14 protein-coding genes are annotated in these 14,058 nt (G+C 70.6%); 9 read left to right on the top strand and 5 right to left on the bottom strand.

The features are described from left to right. The first annotated feature begins 23 nt into the window (after positions 1 to 23). The 8 genes from ACQPXB_RS01250 to ACQPXB_RS01215 all read left to right on the top strand — a co-directional run bounded on the left by ACQPXB_RS01250 (position 24) and on the right by ACQPXB_RS01215 (position 6,773). Complete coding sequence (locus ACQPXB_RS01250) at positions 24 to 527, top strand: YbaB/EbfC family nucleoid-associated protein (protein ID WP_432849160.1); 504 nt, start codon at positions 24 to 26, stop codon at positions 525 to 527. A 2-nt stretch (positions 528 to 529) separates the two neighbouring features. After that, positions 530 to 2,020, top strand: a complete 1,491-nt coding sequence (locus ACQPXB_RS01245; RefSeq protein ID WP_432849159.1) for a WXG100 family type VII secretion target — start codon at positions 530 to 532, stop codon at positions 2,018 to 2,020. Next, positions 2,017 to 2,721 (top strand): hypothetical protein, encoded by a 705-nt coding sequence (locus ACQPXB_RS01240; RefSeq protein WP_366577219.1) that lies wholly within the window; start codon positions 2,017 to 2,019, stop codon positions 2,719 to 2,721. The genes ACQPXB_RS01245 and ACQPXB_RS01240 overlap by 4 nt, the downstream gene beginning before the upstream one ends. Beyond that, positions 2,721 to 3,317, top strand: a complete 597-nt coding sequence (locus ACQPXB_RS01235) for a hypothetical protein (RefSeq protein WP_366577217.1) — start codon at positions 2,721 to 2,723, stop codon at positions 3,315 to 3,317. The genes ACQPXB_RS01240 and ACQPXB_RS01235 overlap by 1 nt, the downstream gene beginning before the upstream one ends. A gap of 80 nt (positions 3,318 to 3,397) precedes the next feature. After that, complete coding sequence (locus ACQPXB_RS01230) at positions 3,398 to 4,033, top strand: VC0807 family protein (RefSeq protein ID WP_432849158.1); 636 nt, start codon at positions 3,398 to 3,400, stop codon at positions 4,031 to 4,033. A gap of 99 nt (positions 4,034 to 4,132) precedes the next feature. Beyond that, complete coding sequence (locus ACQPXB_RS01225) at positions 4,133 to 4,669, top strand: sigma-70 family RNA polymerase sigma factor (RefSeq protein ID WP_366577213.1); 537 nt, start codon at positions 4,133 to 4,135, stop codon at positions 4,667 to 4,669. Continuing rightward, the gene (locus ACQPXB_RS01220) at positions 4,666 to 5,274 is read left to right on the top strand and encodes a hypothetical protein (RefSeq protein ID WP_432849157.1); all 609 of its coding nucleotides are present in this window, start codon (positions 4,666 to 4,668) and stop codon (positions 5,272 to 5,274) included. Before ACQPXB_RS01225 ends, ACQPXB_RS01220 begins: the two co-directional genes overlap by 4 nt. Positions 5,275 to 5,297: 23 nt before the next feature. After that, positions 5,298 to 6,773: a beta-propeller fold lactonase family protein gene (locus tag ACQPXB_RS01215; protein WP_432849156.1), complete on the top strand. Its 1,476-nt coding sequence runs from the start codon at positions 5,298 to 5,300 to the stop codon at positions 6,771 to 6,773. Here ACQPXB_RS01215 and ACQPXB_RS01210 read toward each other — a convergent pair. The 5 genes from ACQPXB_RS01210 to glf all read right to left on the bottom strand — a co-directional run bounded on the left by ACQPXB_RS01210 (position 6,770) and on the right by glf (position 11,815). After that, positions 6,770 to 8,155: a hypothetical protein gene (locus ACQPXB_RS01210; protein WP_432849155.1), complete on the bottom strand. Its 1,386-nt coding sequence runs from the start codon at positions 8,153 to 8,155 to the stop codon at positions 6,770 to 6,772. The two genes, ACQPXB_RS01215 and ACQPXB_RS01210, sit on opposite strands and share 4 nt — an antisense overlap. A gap of 97 nt (positions 8,156 to 8,252) precedes the next feature. Continuing rightward, positions 8,253 to 8,879: a hypothetical protein gene (locus tag ACQPXB_RS01205; protein ID WP_432849154.1), complete on the bottom strand. Its 627-nt coding sequence runs from the start codon at positions 8,877 to 8,879 to the stop codon at positions 8,253 to 8,255. A gap of 113 nt (positions 8,880 to 8,992) precedes the next feature. Beyond that, complete coding sequence (locus tag ACQPXB_RS01200) at positions 8,993 to 10,042, bottom strand: decaprenyl-phosphate phosphoribosyltransferase (RefSeq protein WP_366577203.1); 1,050 nt, start codon at positions 10,040 to 10,042, stop codon at positions 8,993 to 8,995. Next, positions 10,039 to 10,599 (bottom strand): phosphatase PAP2 family protein, encoded by a 561-nt coding sequence (locus ACQPXB_RS01195; RefSeq protein ID WP_366577201.1) that lies wholly within the window; start codon positions 10,597 to 10,599, stop codon positions 10,039 to 10,041. Before ACQPXB_RS01195 ends, ACQPXB_RS01200 begins: the two co-directional genes overlap by 4 nt. Further along, complete coding sequence (gene glf, locus ACQPXB_RS01190) at positions 10,592 to 11,815, bottom strand: UDP-galactopyranose mutase (protein ID WP_366577199.1); 1,224 nt, start codon at positions 11,813 to 11,815, stop codon at positions 10,592 to 10,594. Before glf ends, ACQPXB_RS01195 begins: the two co-directional genes overlap by 8 nt. An 88-nt stretch (positions 11,816 to 11,903) precedes the next feature. Between glf and ACQPXB_RS01185 the strand changes: the two genes are divergently transcribed. Next, positions 11,904 to 13,916 carry a DUF6541 family protein gene (locus tag ACQPXB_RS01185; protein ID WP_366577197.1) on the top strand — a complete coding sequence of 671 codons (2,013 nt, stop codon included), beginning with the start codon at positions 11,904 to 11,906 and terminating at the stop codon, positions 13,914 to 13,916. The last annotated feature ends 142 nt before the right edge of the window (positions 13,917 to 14,058 follow it).

Here is a 14,058-nt window from a genome sequence, read left to right as displayed (position 1 = left end):
TTCACCTTTCTGGGGGTTCCACCATGCCGGACCAGGCAGCGCGGCTCGACGCCGTGCTCCAGCGGTTCCAGGAGCAGGCGGCCCGCGCCGCCGAGCTCAAGGACCAGATCGCGAACCTGCGCGGGCACGCCCGCAACGCCGACGGCTCGGTGACGGTCACCGTCGCCCCGTCGGGTGCCGTGCTCGGACTGCAGCTGAGCCCGCAGGCCATGCGCCGCTCGCACACCGCGTTGCAGCAGGAGATCCTCGGCGCCATCCGCTCGGCGACACAGCAGGCCGCGGCGGCGCTGAACCAGACCGTGGAGCCGGTGCTGGGTGAGCGGGCCGGGCAGTTCCGAGAGGCGTTCAACGCGCACGTCGAGCCGCTCGGGCCGAGTGCGCCGCCGCCGGCGAGCTCGCTGGCCGCGCCGGGGCAGCCCGCGTCACCGCCGCAAATGCCGCAACCGCCGCAGAACACTCGGAACCGGACGAACTCGCGAGCCGTCGAAGACGACGACTTCGGGGGTCCCATTCTTCGGCGGGAGTGATCGTGACCAGTGGGTTCAAGATCGAGCCGGTGGCGCTGAACGCGCACGCGAGCGGCTCGAAGGAAGCGGCCGGGCACTTCGGCAGCCTCGCCCAGCTGCTGCAGCAGGCGCGGGTGAGCGACGACTGCTTCGGCCCGCTCGGCGAGCTGATGGCGTACAAGTACTTCGACTCACTGCAGGAGTGCCAGGACCTCGCCGACCAGGCGAAAACGTTCCTGGACGCCATCGCGGACAAGACCACGCTGGCCGCGCAGGCCTACCAGGGCCACGAGGACGCGACCACCGACGCCGTGACCGGGCTCGGCAAGGAGCTCGCCGACGGTGGTAGTGGCGCGGGCTCGCTGTCGGACGTGAACCACGCGGGCGACGCGGGCCGCAAGAGCTACCTGGAGCAGAACGGCGGCTACGGCAGCTCGTGGCTGTCCACGTCGACCGAGGTGTCGCAGGCGAGCAGCCCGCCGGACGTCGCGATCGCGGCCGTGCACACGCGCATGGAGCAGATCCAGCTGGTGACGAGTCCCGGGCAGTCGTTGCTGGACAACGGGCTCGGGTTCCTCATCGGCATCGTGATCAGCCCGCTCGTGGAGTTCGTGCTGGAGCCGGCGATCGGCGACCCCGAGCAGATGCGCAGCACCGCGCAGGGCTGGGCGCAGGTGGCGCAGTGGCTCGACGGCGTCGGGGAGCACGAGCGCAAGCGCGCGGACCTCACGAAGGAGCCGTGGGAAGGCTCCGGCGGCGACGCGTTCCGCAAGCAGATGGGCGAATTCTCCGAGGGTGCTTCGGCATTCGCGGACGAGGTGCGCGGGCTGCAGCAGATCCTGGAGCTGGCCGCGGACCTGTTCGACGCGTTCGTGGAGATCGTGATCGACATCCTGCAAGAGCTGGTGATGGGCCTGATCATCGAGTGGCTCGCGGCGCTGGCGGCGTCGTGGATCACGGCAGGCGCGTCGGTGGGGGCCGCGGGGGCGGCGACCACGGGCGAGGTCGCGGTGACCGGCGGGCGGCTCGGGATGAAGGTGAAGCAGCTGCTGGGCAAGCTGAAGCCGCTCATCGAGGAGCTGGAGAAGATCCTGCAGAAGCTGCGCACGGGGCCGTTGAAGAAGGTCGTGGAACGCGTGGAAGGCCTGCGCAACGGCAACTTCCTCGAAAAGCGCGTGGCCGACATGATCGACAAGAACCCGATCGCGAAGATCCTCACCAAGGCCGACGCGGCCACCGGGGCTTCGCGGACGGGCAACCGGTTCGCCAACGCGCTGGGCGTCGGAGGCAACGGCGCCGATGCGTTGACCACCAACCTCACGGAGACCGGCCTGCGGCTGGCGGGGATGAGCGGGACGTCGAGCGTGGGCAAGGCGGCGTGGCGGGGCAGCGCGGGGAACATCGCCGAGCAGGGCATCGAGCAGGGCGTGAAGTACGGTTACAACCAGTCTCAGACCGACGGTGAAGACGAGCGCCGCGAGGCGACCGACCGAGGATTCTCACTCGAAGAATGAATCTCGCCGATCCCCTGGGTGCCGCCACGCAGGCGCGGCCACACCTGCGTGCTGACGAGCGGTTGTTGTGGGCTGCCTTCGGTGGTGTCACCGGGTACGACGTCCGTGGTCTCGACGAGTTCGGCAATCCCGCGAAGAGCCTCATGCGCAAGGTCGGCTCGGGGCTGGCGGATTTCGCCGGCGGCGTGGTCGACGCGGCGTTGTCCGGTGACGAGGACAGCGGCAGCGGGGGGACCGGCCCCAACCCGAAACCCGCCGTGGTCGTTTTCGGTGACCGGTCCGGGCTGCTCGCCGAGCAACTGGTGCGGGGCGCGCGGCCCGCGTTGTGGGTGCTGACCACCTCGCGACTGCTGCTGCTACGGGTCGTCGTACCGGAAGAGCCGGCCGTAGAACCGGAGAAGTCGTTGCTGGGCAAGGCGATGGGCTTCGGGCGGGGGATGGCGAAGTTCGGCAAGGACGTGGCGGAGATCGTCACGGACCGGCGCAAGACGTACGGCGAGAACCGCGAGGGCGAGCCGGTGGCTCCCCGGGAGTTCGAGGAGGCGGCGGCGCTGCCGCGTGAGCAGATCGCCGGGTTCGCCGTGGCCCGGAGTGGGTTGCGGATGTCCCTTGTGGACGGTTCCGGCTTCGAGCTGCGGTTCGGCGCCGAGGAGCCCGAGGCGTTCGAGTGGCTGCTGGCCCGCACGAACGGGGTCGCGTGATGCGTGCGGTCGAGCTGAAGCAGGCCGGCGAGGTCGACGAGATCATCGAGCGCGACTACGCGAAGGTGTGGTTGCGGCGTAAGGAAAAGCTGCTGCTGGGCTGTCCGCCCGCGCACGGCCACGTCGTCGCGTGGGTCGGCGGCGCGCTGCACCTGCCGTACGCGCCGGCGCGCGAGCCGGTGAAGGTCACGACGGCGCCGGGCCGCTGGCCGACGCCCGCCGGGCTGCCCGACGAGGACTGGACCGACGACCCGTCGCTGGCCTACCGCGTCGAAGCTGCAACGCCCGCAGCCCTTGCCGTGCGGATCGCCGACCACCTCGCGTTCTCCGCCGGCGCCGCGCGTCTGACCTGGACCGATCGGCGGCTCGCGCTCGTGTACCCCACGAAGTTCGTGGCCGAACCGGACACGAAGGACTTCTTCGTGACGGCCGAGGAGTTCCCGGTCGACGTCGTGGCGCGGCTCGACGCCGTGACGCCCGGCCGCAGCTTCCCCCCCGAGCCGGGGATCCGGTTCACCTTCGCCGACGGCTCCACGCTGACCCAGCGTGACCTGCTGGCACCGATGAAGGTGCGAAGGGCCCTCTCGCGCCGCTGACGGGCATCAACCGATCGGTGGATGCCGGGTGGCCGGACCGACGATGGTTCCGGGCCGCGTTGCCCCGAACACTCGGACGTATGGGTAAAGACTTCCGTTCGTCCGCGTTCGCCCTGGTCATCGACATCGGCGCACCTGTCGGGGGCTACTACCTGCTGCGCGCGTTCGGCGTGGTGCCCGTGTGGGCGCTGCTGCTGAGCGGCCTGCCGCCGGCGTTGCGCGTGCTCTACACGGCCGTCACGCGGCGGCGCGTGGACGGGATGGGCTTGTTCGTGCTGGCGATCGTCGCCGTGAGCGTGGTGACGACGCTGCTCACCGGCGACGCGCGGCTGCTGCTGGTGCGCAACGCGTGGTTCAGCTCGCTCGCCGGTGTCTGGCTGCTGGCGAGCCTGGTCATCGGCCGCCGGCCGGTCACCTACGAGGCCGCCCGCGCGCTCCTTCCGGGCAAGGGCACGCAGCTCGACGACGCGTGGGAGCAGCGACCGTCGTTCCGGCGCCTGTGGCGGGTGCTCACCGTGGTCTGGGGCGTCGGCGGCCTGGTGCACAGCGGCGTGAGCGTCGCCATGGCGTACACGCTGCCCGTCGACGACGTCCCCGCGCTGGACACGGTGGTGTCGATCGTGTTCTTCGTGCTCCTGCAGGTCGTGACCCAGGTGCTGCTCGTGCGCGAGGGCTCGATGCGCACCGTGATCGGGCGCCCCGCGGCCGTGCGCTGAGGAGTCCCGCCGTGCTGCACTGAACAAGATCGCGTTCCGCTTCAACACTCCGGCTCCGGCACGCGTATCCCCTCGCGGCACAACGGAACGGGGTGGGCGGTGCGGCTGAAACGGTCGGCGGACACCGAGGCGATGCGCAGCGAAGGCGACGTGCAGGCCGCGTACACGCGCTACGGCGGCGAGCTATTCGGCTTCGCCCTCAACGCGCTGGCCGACCGGCACCTGGCCGAGGACGTGGTGCAGGAGACGTTCGTGCGGGCGTGGCGCGCCGGCCGCCGCTTCGACCCGGCGCGTGGCAGCCTGCGGACCTGGCTCTTCGGCATCCTGCGCAACCTCGTCGTCGACGCCACACGCCGCCGTGCGACCCGGCCGGCGCCGGCACCCGCCCTCGGCGAACCGGACCGGGCCGACGACCCGTTCGACCGGCTGCTCGTGAGCATCCAGCTCGACGAGGCCATGCGCCGGCTCAGCGACGAGCACCGCGACGTGGTCCACGCCGTCCACGTGGAGGGCCGCACCTGCGCGGACTACGCGGCCGAGCTGGGGATCTCCGCGTCGACCGCGCGCAGCCGGCTCTACTACGGCATCCGCGCGCTGCGGCTGATCCTGGACGAGAGCGGAGGGCTCGTGCGATGACCGACGACTGCGTGCGGGTCCGCGGCGAGGTCGCCGAGGCCCTGATGCTGGGCCGCTCCCTGCCCGAGCCTCTCGCGCGCCACGTGGCGACGTGTGCCGGCTGCGCCCGTGACACCGCCGAGCTCCGCGAGGTCGCGGCCACGTTCGCCTACACCGAGGGCGGGCCGCGGGTGCCCACGCCGCCGGAGCTGGGGCCGCGCATCGGCGCCCGCGTGCGCGCGGCGGACGGGGCGCGCCGCACGCGACGGCTCGTGCTGGCCGCCGCGGCGGTCGTGGTGGCGGCGGTCGTCACGGGGACCGTGGTGCTGTCGTCCGGCGAGCCACCGCAGCCGGTCGCGCTGACCCGCGACGGCCTGATGGTTCCGCACCCGTGGGGCACCGAGGTGCCGATCACGCTCAGCGGCCTGCGCGACGGCGAGACCTACCAGCTGGTCACGGTCGGGGCGGGTGGGCGGAGCCTGCCCGCGGGCAGCGTCCGCGCCGACGGGACCGGGCCCGTGCGCACTCGCATGGTCACGGCGATGAGCCGCGACACCATCGTCGCGCTGCTCGTGCGCGACGACGCCGGCCGCAGCGTCGCGCAGCTCGCGGTCGCTCCTCGGTAGAAGTCCCTACGGAAAGGCAAACCATGCCCTGGAAACGCCGGATCTCCTTCGCGCTCGCGATCGTCGCCGCGGCGGGTGGGGCCGTGGCGGTGGCGAGCAGTGCCGCGTCGGCGCCCGACGACGGGTTCAGTGCCGTGCCGCCGCCTGCGCCGGTCCCCGTCACCTCGCACGACCGCGTCTACACCGCCGACCAGACGTCGAACACGGTGACCGTGATCGACCCGCCGGCCAACAAGGTGCTGGGGACGATCGCGCTCGGCGCGCAGCGGCTGTCGAACACGCTGAACCCGCAGTACCTCGACGACGAGAACGTGCACGGCCTCGCCTACTCCCCGAACCGGCAGCGCCTCGGCGTGGTGAGCATCGGCAGCAACACCGTGGACATCATCGACACCACCACGAACCAGGTGCTCAGCCACACCGACGTCGGGCGCGCTTCGCACGAGGGCTCGTTCACGCGCGACGGCCGCGAGTTCTGGGTCGCCGATCGCGGCCGCGACACGGTGACGATCGTCGACGCCTTGCACGGCGGGGTGATCGAGAACCTGCCGGTGGGCACTGGACCGTCCAAAGTGGTCATGAGCCCCGATGGGCGCACCGCCTACGTGAACCACATCGCGCTGCCCGAGATCACCGTGGTCGACGTGGCCTCGCGGCGCATCACCGGGCACATCACGGGCCTGGGCGACGTGTTCTCGTCCGACCTGGCGATCTCCCCGGACGGCCGCGAGCTGTGGGTGCCGCACAAGCGCGCCGGCAAGACCAGCGTGGTCGACCTGGTGCACCACCGCGTGCAGGCCGTGCTGACCACCGGGCCGGACACCAACCACCCGAACTTCGCGGGCGACTTCGCGTACCTCACCGTAGGTGGCCTCGACGAGACGCTCGTGTACCGCCGCTCCCCCGGATCACCCAAGCTGGTCGCGACCGTCCACGACACCGGTCACGCTCCGCACGGGATCTGGCCCAGTGGTGACGGTTCGCGCATGTACGTGGGCATGGAGAAGTCCGACAGCGTGGACGTGATCGACACGCGCACGCAGCGGGTGGTCAGCTCGTTCGGTGTCGGGCAGGAACCGCAGGCCCTGGTGTACGTGCCGAACGCGGCACCGGGCGGCGGCGCGCCGAACCTCGGCACACAGGGCCTGGGCCAGCAGGGCCACGACGTCGCCGCGACACTTCCGGACGGTTCGGACGGCACCACGCTCGACCCGGCCACGGGTCGCCGGCTGGAGGTCACCGTGCGGCCGATCGCCGGCCTCGACAGCATCGGCCTGCAGGCCCGCGGGCTGGCCCCGAACACGACCTACACGGCGTCCAGTGTGGACAGTCACGGCGCACGGACGACGCTGGTCAGCTTCCGCACCGACGCGATGGGCAACGCGCCACAAGTGCTGGCCTTCGCTGTGTTCACCGGCCGGAGCGTGGCGCTGAGCACCGGCGCGACGGGCGCGGTGCAGGCGGCGATGGACGACACCGGCGGGTGTTGCTGCTGCTAGCGCGCCGGCGCCAGGTAGAGGTGCTGGGTGCCGGCGCGCGGTGAGTCGATGGTCCAGGTCGCCAGGGCCGTCGGGGGCGGCGCGTGCGTCGTCGTTTCGAGCACGAGGTCCGGCGGCGTGGGTGCGACGCCGTGGTCGAAGTGGTGGAAGTTGGCTTCGATGAGGGCGCGGCCGAGCTCGTTGCTGCGCAGCTTCGTCTCGGTGATGGCCGGGTCGACGGCACCGCGGTCGGAGAACTCGCCGACGAGGTGGCAGTCGCACGCGTACGCGAGCGCGCCCGCTTCGCCGGGACTCTCCACGGCGCGGCCCTTCGCCAGCGTGGCGAGCTGCGTGCCGATCTCGCGGTACTCGTCCGTCGCGGCGAGGTTGCCGGTGATGGGCGCGAAGCGCCGGGGCACGCCGGGAGCCACGTAGACGCCGACGGCGGCGGCTAGTACCAGCCCGGCTGCCGCCATCACCGGGATGCGGTGGGGCGTCAGGCAAATCCACGCGGCGAGGAACACCGTCGCCCCGACAATCGCGGGTGCGTACGACCAGGGGTTGGGCGAGGCGACGACCACAGCGTGCACAATGCCGGCGCCCGCGAGCACGGCGAACGGCCGGGTGGCTTCGTCGCGGCGTACCAGCGCCACGATCACCGCGAGCGGCACCGGCAGGAACGCGATCAGCGCGGCCGCGGGAAAGTCGAGCCACGGCACCGTCGGCTGCTGGAACACCACGGTGTCCGGCACCGCCGACCCCAGCACGAACCAGCTGAACGCGAACCACGGCACCGCCGCGACGAAGGCGGCGAACGTCGTCTGCCAGATGCCCTCCCAAAACCTCGGCCGCACCACGAACACCACGAGCGCGACCAGCACCAGGTCGACGCGCACCAGCACGAGCGCGCCGGCGGCGAACCCGAGCGCAGCCGGCCGCCGCTCCACCGCGAACACCAACACCCACACGGCACCGGCCGCCGCGGGTACCACTTCGAGGCCCACCGCCGACACGAGCAGCGGATTCACCAGCAACCCCGCGAAGGCGAGGGGCACGAAACGGCAAGGGATCCCGGTGCGTTCGGCCAGCCGCTTGAGCCCCATCGCCAGCACCACCTGGCACACCACGAACACCACACCGGCCCCCACCAGCGCGTCCCGGACGACAACCGTCACGGCGGCGATGGCGAACACGTGCAGGGGTGAGGTGGCCGTGTTGGCCGTACCTTGCTCGACGAGGCCCCAATGGCCGTGCAGGGCCAGGTTGCGGGCGTAAGACAGCGTGACGTAGGCGTCGTCGACCAAATGCCGGCCGGCCAGCAGGAACACCACGGCCGACACGCCCGCGACACCGAACGGCAGCCACCTGTCGATGGCCGGCCGGACAACGGTGTCGCTTCGCATCACGCGACACCGTACACAACGGCCGTGATCTTCCTGTGACCTACTCCGAAGACTTGTGCCCCGTCAGCCGCGCACGAACCAGCCCGGGGCCGAGCGATCAGATCCCGTAACCAGTCCCGATTCCGCTGCTGGTCCCCGTCCCACCGGGACCACCAGGACCACCGGGACCGCCCTGGCCGAACCCAGGTCCGCCACGGAATTCGCGATACCCGCCGCCACCACCGTCACGGAAGTGCGACATCCCCGGCCGCCCGTCGTGCTGAGTCGCGGCCATGACACCGCCGACGATGCCGCCACCGACGAGCAGCCCCAGCACACCGACACCGACCAGCTGGGTCACACGATTGCCGACGAAGCGGCGGAACCCGCCCGGCTGACGAACCCGCTGCGGCCCGCCCCACACCCCAGGCGGAGGACCGTACGGTTGCTGCGGCATTCCAGGCTGCTGCACGCCGGGCTGTGGCTGCCCCGGCGGGACCTGCTGGGCACCCGGCTGCTGCACACCCGGCTGCGGAGCCTCGGCCTGCGGCTGCCCCGGTTGTCCCGGCGCAGCTTGCTGCGCCCCCGGCGCCTGCTGCTGTCCCGGCGGGACCTGCTGCTGGTTCTCCGCAGCACCCCGCGCGTCTTCCCCAGAACCATCAACACCAGGCTGCGAGCTCTCGACGGTCGCGTCCTGCGGCGAACCACCTTCGCCGGACTGCTCCGGCGGGACCTGGTCACTCATCTTCGGCTCCTCCGGCTGAAGTGGGAACGGGCGGCCTGCCCGCTCCCACCTCCGAGGATGACCGGTATTTCTGTGCGCAGCCTGATACTCAGCTGTCTAAATTCCAGCGCGATTCACAGGTAGAACGACAGGAACAACGTCACGACCCAAGTCAGCCCGAGCACCTGCAGCACCCGGTCCCGCAACGCGATCTCGTCCGGCGCCCCGGCGTTGCCGCCGTCGACGTCCACCGCGTACCGCAGCACGGCGATCACGAACGGCACCATCGACACGACCGCCCACAGCGAGTCGTGTTCCGCCTGCCGAATCTCGAATGCCCACAGGCAGTACGACATGATCAGAATCGCCGCCGACGTCGCCCACACGAAGCGCAGGTAGCTCGCCGAGTACTTCTTCAGCGACGACCGGATCTTCGCGCCCGTGCGTTCGAACAGCATGATCTCCGCGTAGCGCTTGCCCGCCACCATGAACAGCGAGCCGAACGCCGTGACCAGCAGGAACCACTGCGACATGGCGATCCCGCCGGCGACACCACCGGCGATCGAGCGCATCAGGAAGCCGGAGCCGACGATCGCGAGGTCCACCACCGGCTGGTGCTTCAGCCCGAAGCAGTACCCGAGCTGCACAGCCTCGTACACGCCGAGCACCACGGCCAGCTCCCAGCTCGCGGTGAACGACACCGCGAGACCGGCCAGGAAGAACACCACCGCGGCCGCGTAGGCCACCGGAACCGGCACGATCCCGGCCGCGATGGGCCGGTTGCGCTTGGTCGGGTGGGCGCGGTCGGCTTCGACGTCGACGGCGTCGTTGATGAGGTAGACCGACGAGGCCGTCAACGAGAAGGCGACGAACGCGATCAGCGCGTCGATGACCAGCTCGGTGCGGTTGGTCGCCTTCGAGAACGCGAAGAACGGTGCGGCGAACACCAGCACGTTCTTCACCCACTGCTTCGGGCGCGCGGTCTTGATCACGCCCAGCAGCAGCGCAACGGGGTTCGTGCCGGCCGAAGCGGCAGCCGGGATCGCCGGCTCCGAAACGGCAGCGGAGGACGCGGCCGCGTCGGCGGCAGCCTCCTCGGTCTCGACCTTCACGGCTTCGTCCGTCTTCGCGGATTCAGCCGGGTCGGTCGAGTTCTCGGCACGCTCGTCGGTCGTTTCGCTCATCGTCTCTTCAGCTTCCGTCGGATCAGACCACCGACGAGGCCTCCCAGGGCCGCACCGGCCAGTACGTCGGTCGGATAGTGGACGCCGAGCAACAGCCGCGAGGCCAGCATCGGCGGTACGAGGGCGGGGACCAGGTTACGCCCGGTGAGTCCCGAGTAGAGCACCGCCGCCGCCGTCGTGGACGTCGCGTGCGAAGACGGGAAGCTCAGCTTGCTCGGCGTGCCGACCAGGACCTCGACGCTCGGGTGGTCCGGACGACGTCGCCTGACCACGCGTTTCACCGCGATCGAGGCGGCGTGCGCACCGACGACGCCGGCGGACGCGACGAGCCAGTCCTTGCGCCGCGGCTTGTCCACCGCGGCGCCGATCAGGCCGAGCGCGAACCAGCCCGCGCTGTGCTCGCCGAACAGCGACATCCCGCGCGCGACCTGCACCGTGCCCGGCTTCTTCAGGAAGCGCTGGGCCTGGGACAACACGGCGACCTCACCGGTCGCCGGGCCCGCGGGCGCAGTCACGGGAGTGCCGGCGTCAACCGGCGCCGTGGTCTGCTCAAGCATCGATCGACCCGTCGAGCGGCGCACCGTCGGTGAGGTGCGGCGCGATCTTGTTGTCGAACATCGACAGCGCCGAGCCGATCGCCATGTGCATGTCGAGGTACTTGTACGTGCCGAGACGGCCGCCGAACAGCACGTTCTTCTCGCGCGCCTCGGCCTTGGCCAGTTCGCGGTAGCTCTCGAGCTTCTCGCGGTTCTCCGGCGTGTTGATCGGGTAGTACGGCTCGTCGTCTTCCGTCGCGAAGCGCGAGAACTCCCGGAAGATGACCGTCTTGTCCTTCGGGTAGTTCCGCTCCGGGTGGAAGTGGCGGAACTCGATGATGCGGGTGTAGGGCACTTCCTGGTCGTTGTAGTTCACGACCGGGGCGCCCTGGAAGTCACCCGTCGGGGCGACCTCGGACTCGAAGTCGACGGTGCGCCAGGTGAACCGGCCCGCCGAGTAGTCGAAGTAGCGGTCCAGCGGCCCGGTGTAGACGGTCGGGGTGCCCGCGGGGATCTGGTCGCGCACGTCGAAGTAGTCGACGTTCAGCCGGATCTCGATGTTCTCGTGCTCGGCCATCTTCTCGAGCCACGCGGTGTACCCGTTGACGGGCAGGCCCTCGTAGGTGTCGTTGAAATACCGGTTGTCGAACGTGTAGCGGACCGGCAGGCGCGTGATGATGTTCGCGCCCAGGTTCTTGGGGTCGTTCTCCCACTGCTTCGCGGTGTACCCGCGGATGAACGCCTCGTACAGCGGACGGCCGACCAGCGAGATGGCCTTTTCCTCGAGGTTCTCGGCGGCGTCGGTCTGGAACTCCGACGCCTGCTTGGCGATGAGCTCGCGGGCCTCGTCCGGGGTGTGCGACTTGCCGAAGAACTGGTTGATCAGGCCCAGGTTCATCGGGAACGAGTAGACCTGGTCCTTGACCTTGGCGAACACCCGGTGCTGGTAGCCGGTGAACTCGGTGAAGCGGTTGACGTACTCCCACACGCGCTTGTTCGAGGTGTGGAACAGGTGCGCACCGTACTTGTGCACCTCGATGCCGGTCTCGGGCTCGGCCTCGGAGTAGGCGTTGCCGCCGAGGTGGCTCCGGCGCTCGAGCACCAGAACCTTCTTGCCGAGCTCGGCCGCGGCCCGCTCGGCGACGGTCAGCCCGAAGAAACCGGACCCGACGACGACGAGGTCGTAGCCGGCGAACTCGTGTTCAGTAATCTTGGCGGGGTTCGTGTGCTCGCTCACGGGCGCCCAGGGTACGCAGTCCTGACACCGTGGCCCGAACCGACCTCGGCATACCGCCGGCCGTACCGCACCGACACACGTGAGAAGCATGCCTGCACCGGACACCTTGGGGAGCTACTTGGTAGCGGTCGTCGCCTACCTGGCCGTGCTGGCGATACCCGGCGGCCTGGTGGGCTGGGCCGCCGGCGTGCGCGGCTGGGCACTGGCCGGCCTCGCGCCGCTGCTCAGCTACGCCGTGACGGGTCTGGCCGGCCCGTGGCTCGCCGACGCCGGGCTCCCGTACAACGTACTTTCCGCCGCCCTGTGCAGCGTGGGCCTGGCGGCTCTCGCGTACGGCGTCCGGCGGCTGCTGATGGCCCGCGGCCGGCTCCGGCCCGGTGCGGAGGAGCCGCCGATCGAGTGGAGCAACCGCGCGCACTGGGCCGTGGCCGGGTGCCTGGTCGTGGCCGTGGGCCTGTCGATCGCCGTGGTGCTCTCGGCGCGCGGTGGCACGACGGCCGTCTTCCAGCGCTGGGACACCGTGTTCCACGCGAACGGCATCCGCTACATCGCCGACACCGGCGACGGCTCGCTCACCGGCATGTCCACCATCAACTGGTACCCCGACGGCTCGTTCTACCCGAACGCGTATCACCTGGTCGGCGCGCTGGTTTACCAGATCTCGGGCACGAGCGTGCCGGTGACGCTCAACGGCATCACCATGCCGGTCGCGGGCCTGTTCGCGCTGTCGATGGTGGCGCTCATCCGCCAGCTCGGCGGCCGTGCGGTCTACGCGGGGTGCACGGCGCTGGTCGCGGCGGCCGCCACGACGGGCGCGTACGAGTCCGTGTCGAGCGGGCTGCTGCCGTACGCACTGGGCATCGTGCTCACGCCGCTGGCCGTGGTGGCGCTGCAGCGGTTCCTGGTGCGCCCCGGCGTCGACACGGGCCTGATCGTGGCACTGGTGGCCGACGGGCTGCTGGCGGCGCACTCGAGCGCGCTGTTCGGCGCGGTGCTGTTCGCGTTGCCACTGGTGGTGCAGCGCTGGTACCGGTCGCTGCGGCGCAAGCGGGTGGACGGCGTGGCTGATGGTGTGCCGGCGTGGCGCGTGATCCTGGGCGACGTGCTGCGGATGCTGCCGGTGCTGGTGGTCAGCGGCGTGCTGGCGGCGCCGCAGATCCTGGGCGCGATCGGGTTCACCTCCGGCGCGTACCCGTACTACTCGTGGAACTCGAACCTGCCGATCCCGCTGGCGCTGAAGCTGCTCGTGACGTTCCAGCAGGTGCTCAGCCGGCCCCAGATCTGGCTGACGGTGCTGCTCGCGCTGGGCACGCTCACGTTTTTCACACTGCGGCGGATGCGCTGGGTACTGCTCTCGGCGATCGGGCTTTCGGGGTTTTTCGTGCTGGTCACCTGCTACGGCTACCTGCCGTGGGTGGTGTCGCTGTCACGGCCGTGGTGGAACGACCGCTACCGGCTGATGGCGCTGGCCGCGATCCCGCTGTGCCTGCTCGCGGGCCACGGCATGGCGGAGCTGCAGCGGTGGATCGCGCGCCTGGCCCGCAGCGGCTCGTGGGTGCGCTCGCGGCCCCAGGTGCTGGCGCGGCTCGGGCTGGTGGCGGCCGTGGTCGTGGTGGCCGCGATGGCCGTGCTGACCGGCGGGTTCTACCGCAACGCGAACGCGACGGCCGTCTCGTACCTGTACTACAACGGACCCGAGGGCGAGGTGACACCGCCGGTCAGCGCCGACGAGATCACCGCCATGGAACACCTCGGCACCATGGGAATTCCCGCGCAAGAGAAGGTGCTCAACGACCGCATGGACGGCACCGCGTGGATGTACGCGATCGCCGGCGTGCACCCCGTGGCCGGCCACTACGACGGCGGCGGTCGCGTGTCGCCCGACGCCGTGTACCTGGCCCTGCACTTCCGCGACTACGACACGGACCCGCGCGTGCGCGACGCCGTGCGGCGGCTCGACGTGCACCACGTGCTGGTGGGCAGCGGCACGATCCGGAAGGACACGCCCATCGCGCCCGGGCTGCAGGGCCTGGACGGGCGCGATTTCCTGCGGGTCGACTACCGGAATCCCGGCGCGGTGATCTACACGATCGTGAAGTGAGTTTTGTGGCGGTTTTTGGAGCCTCGTGACCGCGGCTGCCCCGGCCGCGGTCACGAGGACCTCCCATTCCCCAGCACCCCCGGGGTGCTCACAGGTGAGAAGAGCGGCCCGGTGAAGGGCCGTCTCCCCCTCTTCTCACCTG

Source organism: Amycolatopsis sp. CA-161197 (genome assembly GCF_050942255.1).
Taxonomy (GTDB): domain Bacteria; phylum Actinomycetota; class Actinomycetes; order Mycobacteriales; family Pseudonocardiaceae; genus Amycolatopsis.
The sequence above is the reverse complement of the archived record's forward strand: the minus strand, read 5'-3'. Positions and strand labels throughout refer to the sequence as shown.